We start from the raw sequence: 17298 nt of genomic DNA, 5'->3' as shown, positions 1-17298 counted from the left end.
CGGATCATTTTGTGGTCTGAAGATGTTGGTTCATGCGGCCCGAAGGCGCGGAATTTCGATGGCGGGGCAGCGGTCCATGATGACTGTCAGTCCGGCCGCTTCCCCCCGTTTGGCTGCGGCCTCGTCAATGACGCCCAGCTGCATCCATACGGATTTGGCCCCCACGGCGATGGCCTCGTCCACGGTCTCACCGGCAACACTCGCATTGCGGAACACATCCACCATGTCGATGGGCACCGGGACGTCGGCAAGGGATGCCAGAACCGTCCGTCCGTGAATTTCCTGGCCGACCTTGAGCGGGTTGACCGGATACACGTCAAAGCCTTCGCGCAGCAGGAAGCCCATCACTTCGTTGCTTGCGCGATGGGACTTCGGACTCGCGCCAACAAGGGCAATGACCTTGGTGTTTTCAAAGAGGGTGCGGATGAGATCGTCTGAATAGGTGGGCATTGGATGGTCCCGATTTGTGGACAGGCACTAAACACCGGGCGTCATGCGGTCGTCCAGTCAGATGGGTGGGTGTTTCTGGCACAAACCCTCAAATTCCAGAATGAGCCATCACCCCGAACTGCAGAAATTGCAACCGGACCGCAACTATTAGTAATCAGACCTTAATCCCGCTGCTTTAATCGTTGGGGCAGGAAGGGTTGATCATGCCTGCAGTCCATCTTTTGAATGCCGCCCATGTGGATGCACTGTCGTGTGTCCATGCCGCGCATTCAGCCACAGATGCGCACACGGCTGACCACGAGCACACGGTGGGCCTTCTTGCCAAACATATCGCGACCTTTATGGGCTCGTCACCAGAGGAAGCCGAAGCCATCGGCCTTGCCGCACGACTTCATGACGTTGGCAAGATGTCGATCCCACCGGCCATCCTGCACGCGTCAGGTGTCCTGACGCCGGACCAGAACCGGATCATGCAGGGGCATGCCTTGGCGGGCGCCAAGATACTGCAGACCGCGAAATTTCCACTCATGAGACTGGCCAGCCAGATTGCCCTAGAGCATCACGAGCACGCGGATGGCTCGGGCTATCCCTATGGGCTGAGAAACAATCAGACGAGCATGGCGTCGCGCATTGTCAGCTTGTGCGATGTCTATGACGCGTTACGCCGGGAACGATCCTACAAGCCGGGCAAAACTCATGAGGAGGTGTGCCAGGCGTTGTCGAATGGGGAAGGGCGGATTACGCCGGATATTTTCGATGAGAGAGTCCTGAGGACTTTTATCGAGCACAAAGAAACCATCGGGAAAATTTACATCGACGCGGTTCGTTCTACTCATTAGTCGCCGCTTTCTTCTCGATGGCCGCCGTCAACATGTCTTGTAGTTCTTGAAGAAATTCCTGCATTTCTCGAGCCGGGCCCCACTCGGCCAAGGCCCAGTCAAACCAGAATGATTTAAGTTGGCTATCGTCAAGATTGAGGTCAATTACGGCCTGAAAGTATTGTGTAACTAGTAGCGCTTCACCCGGTGGCGCGCCATCCACATATGCACTGATAGCTTCCTCAAATCCTCCGTCCATGTCCTGATGGAAGAAGCCTGTAAACTGCTTGAATTGTTCAGGGACTTTACCGGTAAAGTGCGAGGGTGACACTTTGCTTACCGATCTTCCCAGGTAGGACTGCGCTTCTCGATGAAGGCTGTGATGCCTTCCTCGGCATCGTGCGCCATCATGTTTTGCACCATGACCTGACCTGCATAGGCGTAGGCGTCGCTCAGGCCGTGCTCAAGCTGGTCGTAGAAGGCTTGCTTGCCGATGGCCAGCGTGTGGGAGGATTTTGCGGCAATGCGCTTGGCCCAGGCGTTTACTTCTTCATCAAGAAAGTCACCTGACACGCAGTGATTGATGAGCCCGAATTGCGCGGCGCGTTTGGCATCCAGCATTTCGCCCAGCAACAGCATCTCCATGGCGTGCTTGCGCGAGACGTTTCGAGAGAGCGCCACCATAGGTGTTGAACAGAACAGGCCGATATTGACCCCCGGCGTTGCAAAGTGCGCGTCGTTGCTGGCGAGTGCGAGATCGCAGCTGGCAACAAGCTGGCAGCCGGCAGCGGTCGCAATGCCATGCACGCGAGCGATCACCGGCTTGGGGCAGCGCACGATGGCCTGCATCATGGCCGAACAGCGCGACACCAGATCCTGAAAATAGGCCTTGCCGCCATCCGCATCCTGACGGTGGGCCGTCATTTCCTTGAGATCATGGCCAGCGCAAAAGCCGGGGCCGGCACCATCGAGAATGATGACGCGGGCGGCAGGGTCATTGCCCAAACGGGTCACGGCTTCATGGAGTGACGCGATCAACGCATCCGACAGGCTGTTGCGCGCCTTTGGACGGTTCAGCGTCAGGCGGGCGACGCCTTTGTCCAGGTGTTCAATCAGAACCGGATCAGCGACGGCAGCAGCGGCGTGTGACATGAGGCATCCTCCCAAATGCATTTGGGAAAGCCTAAGGCCCCGGAGGGACCGCGTCAGCCCCCCTCAAGACGTCAGTTGGCCAAGTGGCCAAGCGCTATTTGCGCCGAAGCATGCCGCCGATGCTGCGTTTGTCTGGCTCGGGGGCCGGTGCCTCGGCCTGAACTTCAGCGGGCTCCGCCTCCGCAGGTGCATCTGCGCGGGCAGGGGCCTCGGAGCCAATGGTGCGGATATCGCCTTCCAGGCGGGCGCCCCGGGTTGCCTGAAACTCGCCATACCGAATGGTGCCGCTGACGCTGCCGGTTTCATGGACGATCAATTCGTCCTGAACGGTCAACTCACCTTCAAAATGCCCGCGGACTTCAGCGCTTGTCACGACGGCCTGACCGGTGATGCGGCCGGCCTGGCCAATCACCAGTTCACCGGCCTCGATGGTCGCCTGACTGAAATCACCCTCGACCAGGACACTGACAGCGTTGGTGACGTGGCCTGCCAATGACACCCCCTTGCCGAGCACGAGCTTGCCATCCGCGACCGGGGTTGCCGGTGCAGGTGCTCTGGTGGGCGCAGGCGCTGATTGAGAGAGGGGACGGGGTGCAGCGGGCCGGGCCGCTGCCGGTGTTGGGGCAGGCGCAGGAGCCTTTTGCGTCGGCGTTTCAGCCGGTTTGGCCTGCGAAGACCCCTGTGCACTCGGATTGCTACCGTCGTCCGGCATGATGATTTCCCCAGTTTACGCGCGCTTCAAAGCGCAAGGTCCCGGCACCACCCCAAGCAATGCCATTAACCTTTGATTATCCCCGAGTGATTGAACGGGAAATGGCCCCTCAATTCAATCAATTAGGTGACGCGCCAAATTTGGGGTATCAAAATACCGCAGATGGAAGCCGCTGGTTTTATTGCGCTTTTTCGGGCATTCGCCGATTGACATGAAAGGCGCCGTCCTAGATAACCCGCGCAACGTCACGTTTCGCCGGGCAATCGCGTCCGGCGCTTTGTTTTCCGGCAAGGCTCCCACTTGGGGCTGCACCTACCAGGATACCCAAAAGACCAATGAAGACTTTTACAGCAACCCCCTCAAATATTGAGAAGAAGTGGGTGCTTATCGACGCTGAAGGCCTTGTGGTGGGGCGTATGGCCACCATCATCGCGACACGCCTTCGCGGCAAGCACAAGCCCACTTTCACACCGCACATGGATTGCGGTGACAACATCGTCGTCATCAATGCCAGCAAGATCGCTCTGACCGGCAAGAAGATGACCGACAAGATCTATTACCGTCACACGGGCCACCCGGGCGGTATCAAGGAAACCAATCCGACGCGGATTCTTGCCAGCAAGAACCCTGAGGACATCGTCCGCAAAGCCGTGCAGCGCATGCTGCCGGGCGGACCCCTGTCCCGCGCGCAGATGTCCAACCTGAAGATCTACCCGGGCACTGAGCATCCGCATGAGGCTCAGCAGCCTGAAGTGCTGGATATTGCGTCCATGAACTCCAAGAATACGCCGAGGGACTAGAGAATGTCAGAAACAGAAACCAAGTCCCTGGAAGATCTGGGCGATGCAATGACAGCCGCCGTCACGGACGCACCGGTTGTTGATGCAGAACCTGAGGTTCTTCCTGATCCGAAGATTGACGAGCTTGGCCGCTCCTATGCCACTGGCAAGCGTAAGGATGCGGTCGCCCGCGTCTGGATCAAGCGCGGCACTGGCGTCATCACGGTCAACGGCCGCGACCAGGAAAAGTACTTCGCACGCCCCGTGCTGCGGATGCTGGTCAATCAGCCTCTCGTTGTGACGGAACGTGCCTCCGAGTTTGACATTGTCTGCACCGTCACCGGTGGCGGTCTGTCCGGTCAGGCTGGCGCCGTGCGTCACGGCATCTCCAAGGCTCTGACCTTGTTTGAGCCTGGCCTGCGCCGCACGCTCAAGGCTGGTGGCTTCCTGACACGCGACAGCCGCGTTGTTGAACGTAAGAAGTATGGCCGCGCGAAAGCCCGCCGGAGCTTCCAGTTCTCCAAGCGCTAGGCTTCAGGACATTTCAATTATGGGGAAGGGCGGTTCTTTGGAACCGCCCTTTCTTTTTGGGGCCGCTCAGGGCTTTGCCGGTGCGATCACGGCTTCTGTCTTGTAGCGGCCATGGCACTCGGAGACGGACTTCTTGACAATGACCTTGCGGAACAGCTCGTCGCGTTCCAGCCAGATGGCCGCGATGTCGGGATCAATGCGCACCTCGGCCAGGGCTTCTGCAAGCAGTCCATGGCGGATATCGAAGACTTCGTCCGTGATGAAGAGGTGGGGGTGGGCCTTGTTGGGCAGGCGCCCTGAATAGGTGAGCGGGCCCCCGAGAATGCCGACGAAAAAGTCCGTGAGCTGGTTTTCCTGGTGCTGGCGATCCGAATTGGCAAAGAAGCCTTTGAGCCAGGGATGGGCGTAAACCTTGCCGTAGAAGACGCGGTGAACCCTCAGAACAACGTCTCTGCCACCAATGACGTCGATCAGGGGCACTTCCGATGTGGCGCGTTGGGCTTGCATCCTGTCAGACCTGTTCAATTACTCGCGGTTGTCTGCAGACTGCACTGCAACCATGAATATTTTTGAAAGAGGCTGACTGGTCCTTGACGCGTCCGCACGAGCCTCCATCTAACTAATAGTAATTCGCAACTAAGGATGGCCGACATGGCGCGGACGATGACGAAAACAGCAACCTATTCCATCATGCACATGGTGGTGGCGATCGGCGTCGCATATGCCCTGACGGGGAGCTGGATCGTTGCGCTTGGTATCGGGCTTGTGGAGCCAATCGTGCAGACTGTGGCCTACCATCTGCACGAAAGGGCATGGTCTTTTGGTGATCCGCATGACCATAGTCGGCGTAAGGTACCCATCGACACGGCACAGGCTGCGGCTTAGCAGGCACCCTACACAAAATGTTGGGTGCCAAGGGGGTAGGCGGCATCTGATCCCATAACCCGTGGTCGGTGAGCAATTTCAGCGGTCTAGCCGCTTATACAAGGGTCATTGAATGTCAGATATTGGTCACGCTACGCCTGAGACGCCTCACAAATACCGCCCGATTGCACCGCCGCGGCCCACCATGTGGCCGCTGGAAATGCGTGTCCTGGGCGAGGGGGCAGCACTCGCCGCCGCCTGGCCGGCATTGGACCGGGCGCCCAATGGTGACGGGCATGGCGTGATTGTGGTTCCCGGCTTTTCGACAGACGACAATTCAACAGTTCCCCTGCGCCGCTATATCCGCAACCGCGGCTACCACACCCGTGGCTGGCGCAATGGCCGCAATGACGGGCCGACGCAGGCAAATCTCGACGCCATTGTCGATAATGCCAAGGAATTAGCCGACAAGACCGGCGAAAAGGTGTCGCTGGTCGGCTGGAGCCTGGGCGGATGCCTTGTGCGCGAAGCTGCCCGCGAAAACCCGGATCTGGTGCGTGGTGTCATCACCATGGGCAGCCCGTTTCAGGACGTGCGGGCCAACTCCATCAGCATCATGTGGAATCTTCTGGCCTCAAAGGACCGGATTGAGGACAAGGAGCGCACAGAGGCGCTGGGCGCGCCCATTCCGGTGCCTGCCACAGCCATTTTCTCCAACACGGATGCTGTCGTCGCCGGTGATGCCTGCCGCGAGCGTCCGGGCGGCAAGCGTGAATCCATTCAGGTCTTTGCCAGCCATTTCGGTTTGGGCGTCAATCCGCTGGTTTACTTCGCCATTGCGGACCGTCTGGCCCAGAAGAAGGGCACCTGGAAGCACTTTGAGCCGCCCGCGCTCATGAAACGCCTCTACGAAGTGCATAGCTAGGCCGCGTCGAGCATCTAGGACAATCCGGGGAGGCGTGATACATCGCGCCTCCCTCCTTGTTTGTGATCTCTCGTTTTTCGTAAAGGCAGCGCATCATGGCGCATACGGTATTCATCGATGGCGAAGCCGGGACAACCGGCCTTCAAATCTGCGACCGGCTGGATGCCCGGTCAGATATTGAGGTTGTGTCGATTGATCCGGCACGCCGCAAGGATGCCGATGCCCGTGCGGACCTCCTGAATGGCTGTGACGCGTCGATTCTGTGCCTGCCAGACGATGCGGCGCGCGAAGCGGTTTCGCTTGTCACGAACCCCGATGCCCGGATTCTTGATGCCTCCAGTGCCCACCGGACACTGGACGGCTGGGCCTATGGCTTCCCCGAGATGGCACCGGGGCAGCGGGATGGCATTGCCAAAACCAAGCGGCTGGCGGTTCCAGGCTGCTATCCCACGGGATTTATCGGGCTTGTGCGGCCTCTCGTTGACGCGGGCCTCATTGCTGCCGACTGGCCTGCCTCTGTCTTTGGGGTGTCCGGCTACTCGGGCGGCGGCAAGGCGCTGATTGATCGGTACGAAAACGAGAAGAACGACGCCTATATCACTGAAGGACATAGGCTTTATGGTCTGACGCTTCAGCACAAGCACTTGCCGGAAATGCAGCATTTCTCTGGTCTGGATGCGGCGCCATTGTTTGTTCCGGCAACCGGCCAATTCCGACAGGGGATGTTGATACAGGTACCGCTGCCGCTCCAAGTCCTGTCAAAGTCCGCCAGTATTTCTGATTTAAAACAGACGCTTACAGAGTTTTACCAAGGTGAAAGCTTCGTATCAGTTGCCGCACATGATTCGGCTTCGCCGCCTGCAGAGATGTTCGGGGAAGACCTCGTCGGGACGAACACGATGCGCCTGAACGTGTTTGGTCATGACGGCGTCCATGGCGCACCCGGTCAGGCGCTGCTGGTCGCAGAACTGGACAATCTCGGCAAAGGCGCCTCAGGTGCCGCTGTTCAATGCCTCAACCTGATGCTGGGTCTAGACGAAAGCGCAAGCCTTTCAGCGATTTAGTGAACGCAATCCGCGCATCGCAACACTCTGTTAAGCATTCGGGCACACCCTTGTGATGCAGCTTTTGCCGTCGGTTTACGGTGGGCAGCGCGTGGCCATTTTATTTGCCTAATTTGCCATGTGGCTAATGCGCTTTAAGCTGGCATTTGGTATGGAATAACTGTGTCCCGGTGCGAGGGGAGTTCGCGACGCATTGGAACACTTGCAGCAGCGTTATCCAGACGATTGCTGCGCATCGGGTGGAATTTCCGGATTGCAGCGCCCTGACCGGGTGCCTGCTGCAGGGCCGGACGTCAAAAAAGAGAGCTTTATGACCAACACTTCTCTTTCACGTGTGAGCGTTGAACAGCCAATGAAGAGCCGCCGCACTGGCCTGCGCGCAGGACCGTTGGTGGCCGCGGCTGCGGGCCTCATGCTTGCTGCATGTTCCACGCTCCCGGACTGGACCAAGCCCTCGACCGCGTCAGACGCGATTACCGGCAAGGCCCCAAGCCAGACCACCAATGAGAATGTGGCTGCTCAGCAGGCACGTGCTGAAGCTGCCTCTGAAAACAGCAGTTTCCCGACTGCCGGGTCGACGCCTCAGGTGCCCGAGACCGGCAACCCGACCGCGAAGCGTGATCTGGCCAACAGCCTCGTAGCTGACCGGCAGCATGCGCGTTATTCCGGTGAAGCCCTTCGTGGCGGCACCGAGCCACCTGCATCTCCGCTGCCATCTCGCCGTGTTGCGCCTCTGCCTGATCTGCCTGCGACAGCTGGCGGCACCGAAACCGTAGCCGCTGCGGCACCGTCAGAAGCTGGTGTTATTCCAGCACGTGATATCCCGGCTTTCCAGGTACCCTCACGCCGCATGGGCCAGTTGGACGATGGCGAAATTGTTGAAACGCCGGTTGCTGCAGCGCCAGCCGCACCTGCGCCCACAACTCCCAAGGTTGAAGTAGCAACGCTGCCAGCACCCACGGCCGCGCCTGCAGCTCCGTCTGCTCCTGCAGCTGTGCCGTCTGCGGCCCCGCAGGCAACAGCGCCGCGCGTCGCTACTGCTCCGGTCGCCACGCCTGTTCGTCAGGTTGCGACAGCACCGGCGCGCCGCGCAGCCGTGCCCGCTCGCTCTGTTCCAACCTATGAAACAGAAACCCTGGCAGCTTCTGCTCCGGCGGCTTCTGTTCCTGTCCGTTCAGCGGTCACCCCCGTAAATGCATCCGGCCAGCCTCAATTTGCTGTCTCCACGGCGCCGCCGCTGCCTGTTGAGGTGCGCGATCAGGTGCCTGCAGTTGTTGCGGCACGTTTTGACGAGACGCTGGGTGAACCTGCCGCCACTGCGCAGGCCGCCGGGCAACTTTCCGCACCAGCACCACAGGTCGGCGCTGATGGTGTGGTGATTGACTATTCAGCCATCGGAGCCGGCTCACCGGTTCCCGCTACGCCAACACTGGAGCAGGGCTCAGCGCCGACGCTTCCTATCCAGGCTTATGAGCCGCTGGAATTCTCCGGTGCCGCTTCAGACGCTGAAGGCGGGCCATTTGCGCCGGTCGCCATTTACTTTGGCCATGGCTCATCCAACCTGAGCGCGGCTGACCGTGCCCAGATTTCAGAGGTTGCTGCACTTCACAAGAAACGCGGTGAAGGATCTGTCCGTGTTGTCGGCCATGCCTCCAGCCGGACCAACAACCTGCCGGTCAATGCTCACCTGCTTGCCAATTTCGAAGCATCCATGGACCGTGCCAATGCCGTCGCCAATGAGCTGATGCGCAAGGGCGTCTCGGCGTCTGATCTGGTGATTGAAGCGGTCGGTGACCGGGCACCGGAATATTACGAGTCAATGCCCGCGGGCGAAGCCGGCAACCGGCGCGCGGAAATCTTTCTCGAGTAACGCGTAGCCGGCCTTTTTTCTGACTTCTCCTCGGGGTTCATTGGCCGGGGCTGTTCCCTCATCGGGCAGCACCCCGGCCATTCGCCGTTTGTGCTTTCCAACCGCCCGGGCCCCATCCAGGGGACACAGGCCGGGACATTGTCAAAAGCGCTGATTGTCTGCTAATGCCGCTGGACATTCGCGCGGGGTTTTAATGCCCCGCAGCACCTGCCGCGGCAGGAACCGGAACCTTTGTTATGTCGCAAGAATTTCACCGTATTCGCCGCCTTCCGCCGTACGTCTTTGAAGTCGTCAACAAGCTCAAAGCCGAGGCCCGTGGGCGCGGCGAGGACATCATCGACCTGGGCATGGGCAATCCCGATCTGCCCACGCCACAACACATCGTCGACAAGCTGGTTGAAACGGTCTCAAAGCCGCGCACCAACCGCTACTCGACCAGCAAGGGCATCCCTGGTCTTCGCCGGGCCCAGGCGGCCTATTACGAGCGCCGCTTTGGCGTGAAGCTTGATCCGGAAACCGAAATCGTCGCGACGATCGGGTCGAAGGAAGGCTTTGCAAACCTCGCGCAGGCTATCACCGCACCCGGTGACACGGTGCTGGTGCCCAACCCGACCTATCCTATCCATTCCTTTGGGTTCATTATTTCCGGTGCCGTGATCCGTCACGTGCCCATGGGAACCGAGAGTGAATTCATGGCGGGTCTCGAACGGGCCATGAAGCATTCCGTCCCCAAACCATCTGCGGTCGTTCTGAATTTCCCGTCCAATCCAACGGCGCAGGTTGTGGATCTCGATTTCTACAAGGACATGGTCAAGTTCGCGTACAAGCACGACGTGTTCCTGCTGTCAGACCTGGCCTATTCAGAGGTCTATTTCGACGACTGTCCGCCGCCCCCCTCCATCCTGCAGGTGCCCGGTGCAAAGGATGTTGCGATTGAATTTACGTCGCTCTCCAAGACCTACTCCATGCCGGGGTGGCGTATGGGCTTTGCTGTCGGCAATGAACGCCTGGTGGCTGCCCTGACACGCATCAAATCCTATCTCGACTATGGCGCATTCACGCCGATACAGGTGGCAGCAACAGCTGCCCTCAACGGCCCGCAGGAATGCGTGGATGAAATGCGCGCGACCTATCAGGCACGACGCGATGCCCTTGTTCAGTCAATGGCGCAGGCTGGGTGGGATATTCCTTCTCCGCCAGCCACGATGTTTGCGTGGGCACCGCTGCCCGAGAAATTCCGCCATGTCGGCTCGCTGGAATTCTCAAAGATGATGCTGGAGCACGCCAAGGTGGCAGTCTCGCCGGGCATCGGCTTTGGCGAATATGGCGACGGCCACGTCCGCGTGGCGATTGTAGAGAACGAACAGCGCATCCGTCAGGCGGCCCGCAATGTGCGGCGCTTCATGCAGAATGCGGATGCCATTCTGGCAGGCGAAACGCCAGACCTGCGGCTGGATGAACCCGATCCGAAACCGGCTGAAGCGTCATGAGCGGTAAATCCAAAAGCGGCAAACCCATCCGCGTCGGTATCGCCGGTCTTGGCACGGTCGGCGCGGGTGTCATCAAGATCCTGACGGCGCAGGCTGATCTTCTGTCTGCGCGGGCAGGGTGCCCAATCGTCATTGGCGGTGTGTCTGCCCGCAGCAAGGATCAGGACCGTGGCGTCGATCTCTCGCCCTATCCATGGTTCGACGACTGCCTCGATATGGCAGCTGCCGACGATATTGATGTGGTGATGGAGCTCATCGGCGGCGAAGAAGGTGTTGCCCGTTCACTGGTGCAAACAGCCCTTGAGAACGGCAAACACGTTGTGACGGCCAACAAGGCATTGTTGGCGCACCACGGCGTGGCGCTTGCGCGGCTGGCAGAAACAAAGGGCGTCGTGCTCGCCTATGAAGCAGCTGTGGCGGGTGGTATTCCAGTCATCAAGGGTCTGCGGGAGGGCCTTACCGCCAACCGCATAGACCGCATGGTCGCGATCCTGAACGGTACCTGCAATTTTGTTCTGAGCCTGATGGAAGATGAGGGCGTCGGTTTCGAAGCAGCGGTCAAGCAGGCGCAGGATGTTGGTTTTGCCGAAGCCGACCCGACCACGGACATTGGTGGGTTTGATGCCGCCCACAAGCTGGCTATTCTCGCCAGCATCGCCTTTGGCACCCGCGTCAACTTTGATGCGGTCGACATTCAGGGCATTGACTCAATCACAGCCGAAGACATTGAGGCAGCCAAGGAACTTGGCTATCGCATCAAGTTGATTGCAGCGGCGCAGCGCCTCGACGGCGGTTGCCTACAGCGGGTTCAGCCGGCGCTCGTACCTCTGGCCCATCCGCTGGCACTTGTCAGCGGCGGGGGCAATGCCATCCACCTTGAAGGCGATTGGGTGGGTGCGGTTGAATTTGGCGGTCCAGGCGCCGGTGAAGGCCCCACGGCCTCCGCTGTGGTGGCTGATACGGTCGATATTGCCCGCGGGCTCGATATCCCGGTTTTCGGCATTCCCGTGGACAATCTGACGGCAGACAATGCGGCGCCGGAAGATACGTCCCAGACGGCGTTCTATCTGCGGTTCCAGATGGCTGACCAAAAGGGCACAATTGCAGCCGTTACGGGCCTTTTGGCGGAAAATGACATCTCGATCGAGACGATGATTCAGCGCCCGGAGCGCAATCACGTAGAGGGCGCAAACATGCCTGTCATCGTGATAACCTATCCTTCAACCCGTCAGGCCCTCACCAAGGCCATTAACGCCATTGAGGAAACCGGTATCGTTGCCAGCCGCCCCCATGTTATTCGCGTGGAATCGCTGTAAACGTACGCGGTAGACCGACATTCCTATTTGCGACCAGCATTCCGGCTGGCGCGCTTCACACAGATTACGAAAGACCAAAAGATCATGAGCCAGGCCAAGTCCGACGATCAGGCACCAGCATCTCTTCTTCACCGTGAGCTGACGCTTGAGCTTGCCCGTGTGACCGAACGCGCCGCTGTGGCTGCATCGCGTCTGCGTGGCCGTGGCGATGAGAAAGCCGCTGACCAGGCCGCCGTGGACGCCATGCGTCGCGAACTCAATGCGCTGGACATCGACGGCACGGTCGTGATCGGTGAAGGCGAGCGCGATGAAGCGCCAATGCTCTATATCGGCGAGGAAGTCGGCACCAAGTCAGGCCCCAAGGTTGATATCGCGCTTGATCCGCTGGAAGGCACAACCCTGTGCGCCAAGTGCATGCCCAATTCGCTGGCGACCATCGCCATGGCGGAAGGCGGCAGCCTTTTGAACGCACCTGACGTTTACATGGAAAAGATTGCCATCGGCGGCGGCTATCCTGAAGGCCTTGTGGATCTTGATGCGGACCCCAAAGACAACGTCCTGGCACTTGCCAAAGCCAAGGGTGTTGATCCGTCACAGATCACTGTCTGCGTGCTAGACCGTCCGCGTCACTCCCACATCATCAAGTCGGTGCGCGATGCTGGCGCTGCGGTGACCCTGATCACAGACGGCGACATTGCCGGTGTGATCCACACAGCCGAGCCCAACACGGGCATCGACATGTATATGGGCACAGGTGGCGCCCCCGAAGGTGTGCTCGCTGCGGCAGCCCTGCGCTGTATTGGCGGCCAAATCCAGGGACGTTTGATCTTCCGCGATGCCGAAGAACGCCGCCGCGCCGAACGCGTTGGCTACACGGATTTTGAACGCAAATACGTCACGAACGAACTGGCTTCGGGCGATGTTCTGTTTGCAGCTACGGGCGTGACAGACGGCGACATGCTTGAAGGCATCAAGTGGGGCAAGGACACGGTTTCAACCCACACTGTTGTCATGCGGTCCTCCACCGGCACGGTTCGCTACATCAAGGCGCAGCATAGCTATCTTGCAAAGTTCCGCTAATCCACAGTCCGACAGTTCGACCGGGCCTGCGCCTTACCTTGGCGTGGCCCGGTCATACTCCGGTCGCAGCTGGGCATTGCGTCCTGCTGATGAACGGGTTGCGGAGACAATCTCGCAGGCCCTGAGCCTCGACGCGTTTCTGGCGCGCATTCTTGCAGCCCGTGGCGTCACTCCGGAAACCGCTCCCACGTATCTTGCGCCCACCTTGCGTGAGTTGCTGCCTGATCCCTCCACCATGGTGGACATGGATGCAGCAGCCTCACGTCTGGCAGACGCCATCGTCAATGAAGAGCAGGTCGCGGTCTTTGGGGATTATGACGTAGACGGAGCAACCTCAAGTGCTTTGCTTGAGCGCTATCTGACCGCTCTTGGCGTCAAGCCCCGCATCTACATTCCAGACCGCATCAAAGAGGGCTACGGCCCCAACCCGATCGCCATGCGACTGTTGGCGGAAGAGGGTGCGCACGTCTGCATCACCGTTGATTGCGGCACGATGGCCCATACAGCGCTTGAAGAAGCAAAGTCGGCCGGGCTCGATGTTCTGGTGATCGACCATCACAAGGCGAGCCCGCAACTGCCGCCGGCTTGGGCGGTCGTCAATCCCAACCGCCTTGATTGTCCTTCAGGACTGGGGCAACTCGCAGCTGTTGGCGTGGCCTTCATGCTTGCGGTGGCCACCAACCGGGCGCTGCGCCAGCGTGGCTTCTTTGCGGACAGCCGTCCCGAGCCGAAACTGACCCAATGGCTGGATCTGGTGGCGCTTGGCACCGTGTGTGACGTGGTGCCTCTTAAGGGCGTCAACAGAGCTTTTGTGACCCAGGGCCTCAAAGTCATGGGCCAGCGGGGCAATGCGGGTCTTATGGCCCTTGGCGCTGTTTCCAAGATGGAGGGCGCGCCGTCGCCCTATCACGCGGGCTTCATGCTGGGACCGCGGGTGAATGCGGGGGGCCGGATTGGAGCATCTGGATTGGGTGCCAAGCTCTTGGCCAGCAATGACCCGGCCGAAGCTGCACAGATTGCCGAACGTCTGGATATTCTGAATGCGGAACGTCGGGCTATCGAGGCTGATGTGCTCGAGCACGCCATGGGCATTGTCGAGCGCGACAACCTGGCAGACCGTCCGGTGGGCATTGTTGCCGGTGAAGGGTGGCATCCTGGTGTCATCGGCATTGTCGCTGCCCGCATCAAGGAACGCACGAACCGACCGGCGATTGTGATTGCGCTGGACGAGAATGGACTGGGCAAAGGTTCAGGCCGCTCCATCGCCGGTGTTGATCTGGGCGCCGCTGTGGTGCGGGCGCTGGAAAGCGACCTGCTGGTCAATGGTGGCGGCCATGCCATGGCTGCCGGCCTGACGGTTGCGGCCAATAAAGTCCCGGAATTGAGCGCCTTTTTGGAGAAAGACCTGGCCAAGAGTGTTGATCAGGCTCAGGCGAGCATGGGACTGACGCTGGATGGTGCGATTTCATGTGGCGGGGCCACGGCGTCGCTTGTCGACATGATTGCCCAGGCCGGCCCCTATGGGTCAGGCAACCCGGAACCCCGCATTGCCATATCAGACGCCCGTGTGGCCTTCGCTGATGTTGTCGGCAGTGGCCACGTCCGCGTCACTCTCAAGGGCTCCAGCGGCAAGAATCTCAAGGCGGTGGCATTCAGGAGTGCCGATCAGCCTCTTGGGCAGGCGCTGCTGGGGGCATCTGACGAGCGAATTCATGCGGCCGGGCGGCTCAAACGGGACAGCTGGCGGGGTGGAAACGCTGTGGAGTTGCATATTGAGGATGCGGCACCGGCCACTTAGGCCATTCTGTCCGTAATCAGCCCAAAAAGTCGCATAAATTGCCACTTTGGGTACTTGAATACGTCCCATATGCAGTGTACCTAACCTCTCCGCAGCGCAACAACGCGCGGTTATGTGCGCCCTTCGTCTATCGGTTAGGACGCCAGGTTTTCAACCTGGAAAGAGGGGTTCGACTCCCCTAGGGCGTACCATTTCTTCACTTTTCCATTTCTTCATTTTTTCAGGCCATTTTGGTGTCTTGTTCAACAACACCTACTGGCCACCATGTCAGCTGTAGCAGCACAGTCGCGCCAAAGCCTCTCAAACACTCTTGAGTGTTATGAGCCCGCGCTTGCCTTGTCTGAAGCACCTGACCGGCTGCGCGCGTTTCTGCAGATCTACGAAGACGTCCGCGGCGACAAAGTGGCCCCGACACGAAGTGACCTTGACCTTCGCCGGCTGGCCAAACTGCTTCCAGACGTCACCATCATGGAACGCCTGGCCCCCATGTCGGTGATTTACCGGCTCATGGGAACCGCAGTGGCCGAGCGCATGGGCGCTGACCTGACCGGGCACAACTTCCTGAACTATCTTGGTCAGACAGAACGATCCCGCATTGACCTTGGCGTGTCCCTCGTAACCGAGCTGCCGTGCGGTACGTTTTCCGTCTATGAGAACGAATACGCGTCCGGCATGACGGTCCGTGCCGAATCCCTGGCGCTCCCTCTGGATGCGGGCACCGGTCATGCACCTTATCTGTCCCTCGGTTTGCATTCTTCCCAGACACCGGTGTCCTATGGACAGGAAAGGGAGGAGAGCATGATCGGAACACGCTGGCGGGACGGCGTGGTCATTGATCTTGGATATGGCGTGCCTGATCAGGCAACCATGGATGCTCTCAAGGTCGAAGATGACGGAACTGACTGACGCAGCCCTCGCACAGTTCAGGCAACACCTTGAGACCGAGCGCGATGAGCTCATGCGCCAGCAGGATGCGTCTGACGCAGATCGCGCACCCGTGACACTAGACCAGCAAAGCGTAGGACGACTGTCACGTATGGACGCCATGCAGGTACAGGCCATGGCGAAGGCTGTGGATGATCGCCGCAAGCTGGCACTGGTTCAAATAGAGGCTGCCCTCAAACGTCTTGATGCGGGAGACTTTGGTTATTGCGTCAACTGTGACGACGCCATCGCCCGCAAACGTCTGGACCTAGATCCCAAGGCTGCCAGTTGCATCAAGTGTGCGAGCTAACTGGTCTTAGTCGTCCGTTGCAGCTTCAGGCGTCGCTGCGACATCAATGGAAATGACCACATCCAGCCCGACCGTTGCACCGCTGACATAGTCACCCTGTCCGATGCCATAGTCGGTCCGGTTCACAGTCACTGAACCCTTTGCCACCACGCCATCTGTAGCTTCCGTCAGCGTAAAGGGCAGGGTGATGGGATTGGTCGTGCCGCGCATGGTGAGGTCGGCATCCATTTCAAAGCTGCCTTCATCCAGCTTGCGAAACCCGGTGCTGGTGAGCGTTGCCTCGGGATGCTCTTCAACGGCGAACCACTCTGACCCCTTGAGGCTGCGGTCGCGCGAACCATCGCCTGTGTCTGCGCTGTCCATGTTGATGGTGACAGATACGGTGGATGTTTCCAGCGCCTCTTCATCGAACACAATCTCAGCCGTCCAGTTGCCAAAAGTGCCAGGCACAGCTGACCCGAAGACCTGCGCTTCAAAACCAAGCGTGCTCGCCTCCTGGTCGATACTCCAGGTGGCAGCGGATACCGGCAAAACGGTCATGAGGGTTGCTGCGGCCATCGCACCAAGTGATTTGATGAAGGGTGCAGGGGTCATGACGTCGTCCTCTTTTCATTGTTCAGGCGCTCGAGAAACGCAGCTTCCGACACCGGGAGCATTTTGAGTAGAACGCTGTCGCGCAATTTTATGTGATGATAGAACGCCGCGCCCACATGGGCGATGAACAGCACCAGCAATCCATCAGCTGCCAGCGCATGGGCGTCCACGAACCATCCCTCCAGAACCTGCTTGTTGGCGGAACTGGCTATGGCGTCGATATGGGGCAGGGTAAAGACCCCGAATATGACGGTGGGAATGTTCAAGCTTGATGCCGATACCATGGCCCAACCTGCAAGCGGGGCTGCCAGCAGCAGGGTGTAAAAACCCCAATGGGTGGCTTTCGCCGCCAGCTTTTGCCAGGCGGGCATGCCCGGCGGCAGGCCGGGTTGCGGGTTTGCGACGCGCCAGACAAGGCGAACAACTGTCAGCAGAAGCACTGTAATGCCGAAGGATTTATGGAGTTGGTACAGCTCAAATTGCTGAAGCGAGGGCTTCATGTCCTCCATGATGGTACCGACGACATAAAGACCAATGACCGCCAGGGCGATAAGCCAGTGCAGAGTGATTGCGACGATGCCATAGCGTGTGCTGTCGTTGGTCAAAGAGCGAGCCATGCGA

General features: G+C 59.4%; 20 protein-coding genes and 1 tRNA gene. 14 read left to right on the top strand and 7 right to left on the bottom strand.

Annotated features, from left to right (window positions below; all coding sequences use genetic code 11):
• Positions 1-30: 30 nt before the first annotated feature.
• Positions 31-450 carry a CoA-binding protein gene (locus BN1012_RS07505; protein ID WP_043949142.1) on the bottom strand — a complete coding sequence of 140 codons (420 nt, stop codon included), beginning with the start codon at positions 448-450 and terminating at the stop codon, positions 31-33.
• A 203-nt stretch (positions 451-653) separates the two neighbouring features.
• Here BN1012_RS07505 and BN1012_RS07500 point away from each other — a divergent pair, with 203 nt between their 5' ends.
• On the top strand, positions 654-1289 hold the full coding sequence (locus BN1012_RS07500) for an HD-GYP domain-containing protein (RefSeq protein ID WP_052534789.1): 636 nt from the start codon (positions 654-656) through the stop codon (positions 1287-1289).
• Here the strand turns inward: BN1012_RS07500 and BN1012_RS07495 are convergent.
• From BN1012_RS07495 to BN1012_RS07485, 3 genes are all read right to left on the bottom strand, one after another.
• Positions 1279-1599 carry a contact-dependent growth inhibition system immunity protein gene (locus tag BN1012_RS07495; protein WP_145973436.1) on the bottom strand — a complete coding sequence of 107 codons (321 nt, stop codon included), beginning with the start codon at positions 1597-1599 and terminating at the stop codon, positions 1279-1281. The genes BN1012_RS07500 and BN1012_RS07495 overlap by 11 nt on opposite strands.
• A gap of 5 nt (positions 1600-1604) precedes the next feature.
• Complete coding sequence (locus tag BN1012_RS07490; protein WP_043949140.1) at positions 1605-2420, bottom strand: enoyl-CoA hydratase; 816 nt, start codon at positions 2418-2420, stop codon at positions 1605-1607.
• Positions 2421-2514: 94 nt separating this feature from the next.
• Entirely contained in the window at positions 2515-3132 is a 618-nt protein-coding gene (locus BN1012_RS07485) for a bactofilin family protein (RefSeq protein WP_043949139.1), read from the bottom strand.
• Positions 3133-3467: 335 nt separating this feature from the next.
• Here BN1012_RS07485 and rplM point away from each other — a divergent pair, with 335 nt between their 5' ends.
• Together rplM and rpsI are read left to right on the top strand one after the other, a co-directional pair.
• The gene (gene rplM / locus BN1012_RS07480) at positions 3468-3932 is read left to right on the top strand and encodes a 50S ribosomal protein L13 (protein ID WP_043949138.1); all 465 of its coding nucleotides are present in this window, start codon (positions 3468-3470) and stop codon (positions 3930-3932) included.
• A gap of 3 nt (positions 3933-3935) precedes the next feature.
• Positions 3936-4442, top strand: a complete 507-nt coding sequence (gene rpsI / locus BN1012_RS07475; protein WP_043949137.1) for a 30S ribosomal protein S9 — start codon at positions 3936-3938, stop codon at positions 4440-4442.
• A 66-nt stretch (positions 4443-4508) separates the two neighbouring features.
• Here rpsI and BN1012_RS07470 read toward each other — a convergent pair whose 3' ends face one another.
• A complete protein-coding gene (locus BN1012_RS07470) occupies positions 4509-4949 on the bottom strand; it encodes a group I truncated hemoglobin (protein WP_043949136.1) in 441 nt (146 codons plus the stop codon).
• A 156-nt stretch (positions 4950-5105) separates the two neighbouring features.
• Here BN1012_RS07470 and BN1012_RS07465 point away from each other — a divergent pair, with 156 nt between their 5' ends.
• The 11 genes from BN1012_RS07465 to BN1012_RS07415 all read left to right on the top strand — a co-directional run bounded on the left by BN1012_RS07465 (position 5106) and on the right by BN1012_RS07415 (position 16083).
• Positions 5106-5327, top strand: coding sequence for a DUF2061 domain-containing protein (locus tag BN1012_RS07465; RefSeq protein WP_043950781.1), 222 nt, complete (start codon positions 5106-5108; stop codon positions 5325-5327).
• A 112-nt stretch (positions 5328-5439) separates the two neighbouring features.
• A complete protein-coding gene (locus BN1012_RS07460; protein WP_052534787.1) occupies positions 5440-6231 on the top strand; it encodes an esterase/lipase family protein in 792 nt (263 codons plus the stop codon).
• Positions 6232-6326: 95 nt separating this feature from the next.
• Positions 6327-7295 carry an N-acetyl-gamma-glutamyl-phosphate reductase gene (gene argC, locus BN1012_RS07455; protein WP_043949135.1) on the top strand — a complete coding sequence of 323 codons (969 nt, stop codon included), beginning with the start codon at positions 6327-6329 and terminating at the stop codon, positions 7293-7295.
• Between the two features lie 310 nt (positions 7296-7605).
• Complete coding sequence (locus tag BN1012_RS07450; protein WP_145973435.1) at positions 7606-9165, top strand: OmpA family protein; 1560 nt, start codon at positions 7606-7608, stop codon at positions 9163-9165.
• Between the two features lie 236 nt (positions 9166-9401).
• On the top strand, positions 9402-10655 hold the full coding sequence (locus BN1012_RS07445) for an LL-diaminopimelate aminotransferase (RefSeq protein WP_043949133.1): 1254 nt from the start codon (positions 9402-9404) through the stop codon (positions 10653-10655).
• Complete coding sequence (locus BN1012_RS07440; RefSeq protein ID WP_043949132.1) at positions 10652-11971, top strand: homoserine dehydrogenase; 1320 nt, start codon at positions 10652-10654, stop codon at positions 11969-11971. The genes BN1012_RS07445 and BN1012_RS07440 overlap by 4 nt, the downstream gene beginning before the upstream one ends.
• An 84-nt stretch (positions 11972-12055) precedes the next feature.
• Positions 12056-13051 carry a class II fructose-bisphosphatase gene (gene glpX, locus BN1012_RS07435; RefSeq protein ID WP_043949131.1) on the top strand — a complete coding sequence of 332 codons (996 nt, stop codon included), beginning with the start codon at positions 12056-12058 and terminating at the stop codon, positions 13049-13051.
• On the top strand, positions 13035-14849 hold the full coding sequence (gene recJ / locus BN1012_RS07430) for a single-stranded-DNA-specific exonuclease RecJ (protein ID WP_043949130.1): 1815 nt from the start codon (positions 13035-13037) through the stop codon (positions 14847-14849). The genes glpX and recJ overlap by 17 nt, the downstream gene beginning before the upstream one ends.
• Before the next feature lie 116 nt (positions 14850-14965).
• Positions 14966-15040, top strand: a tRNA-Glu gene (locus tag BN1012_RS07425).
• Positions 15041-15185: 145 nt separating this feature from the next.
• A complete protein-coding gene (locus BN1012_RS07420) occupies positions 15186-15755 on the top strand; it encodes a PAS domain-containing protein (protein ID WP_171815932.1) in 570 nt (189 codons plus the stop codon).
• Positions 15739-16083: a TraR/DksA family transcriptional regulator gene (locus BN1012_RS07415; RefSeq protein WP_043949128.1), complete on the top strand. Its 345-nt coding sequence runs from the start codon at positions 15739-15741 to the stop codon at positions 16081-16083. The genes BN1012_RS07420 and BN1012_RS07415 overlap by 17 nt, the downstream gene beginning before the upstream one ends.
• 6 nt (positions 16084-16089) lie before the next feature.
• Here BN1012_RS07415 and BN1012_RS07410 read toward each other — a convergent pair whose 3' ends face one another.
• Positions 16090-16677, bottom strand: a complete 588-nt coding sequence (locus BN1012_RS07410) for a YceI family protein (protein WP_052534784.1) — start codon at positions 16675-16677, stop codon at positions 16090-16092.
• Entirely contained in the window at positions 16674-17294 is a 621-nt protein-coding gene (locus BN1012_RS07405) for a cytochrome b (RefSeq protein WP_043949127.1), read from the bottom strand. Before BN1012_RS07405 ends, BN1012_RS07410 begins: the two co-directional genes overlap by 4 nt.
• Positions 17295-17298: the final 4 nt, after the last annotated feature.

Source organism: Candidatus Phaeomarinobacter ectocarpi, assembly GCF_000689395.1.
Lineage (GTDB): Bacteria > Pseudomonadota > Alphaproteobacteria > CGMCC-115125 > CGMCC-115125 > Pyruvatibacter > Pyruvatibacter ectocarpi.
The sequence above is the reverse complement of the archived record's forward strand: the minus strand, read 5'-3'. Positions and strand labels throughout refer to the sequence as shown.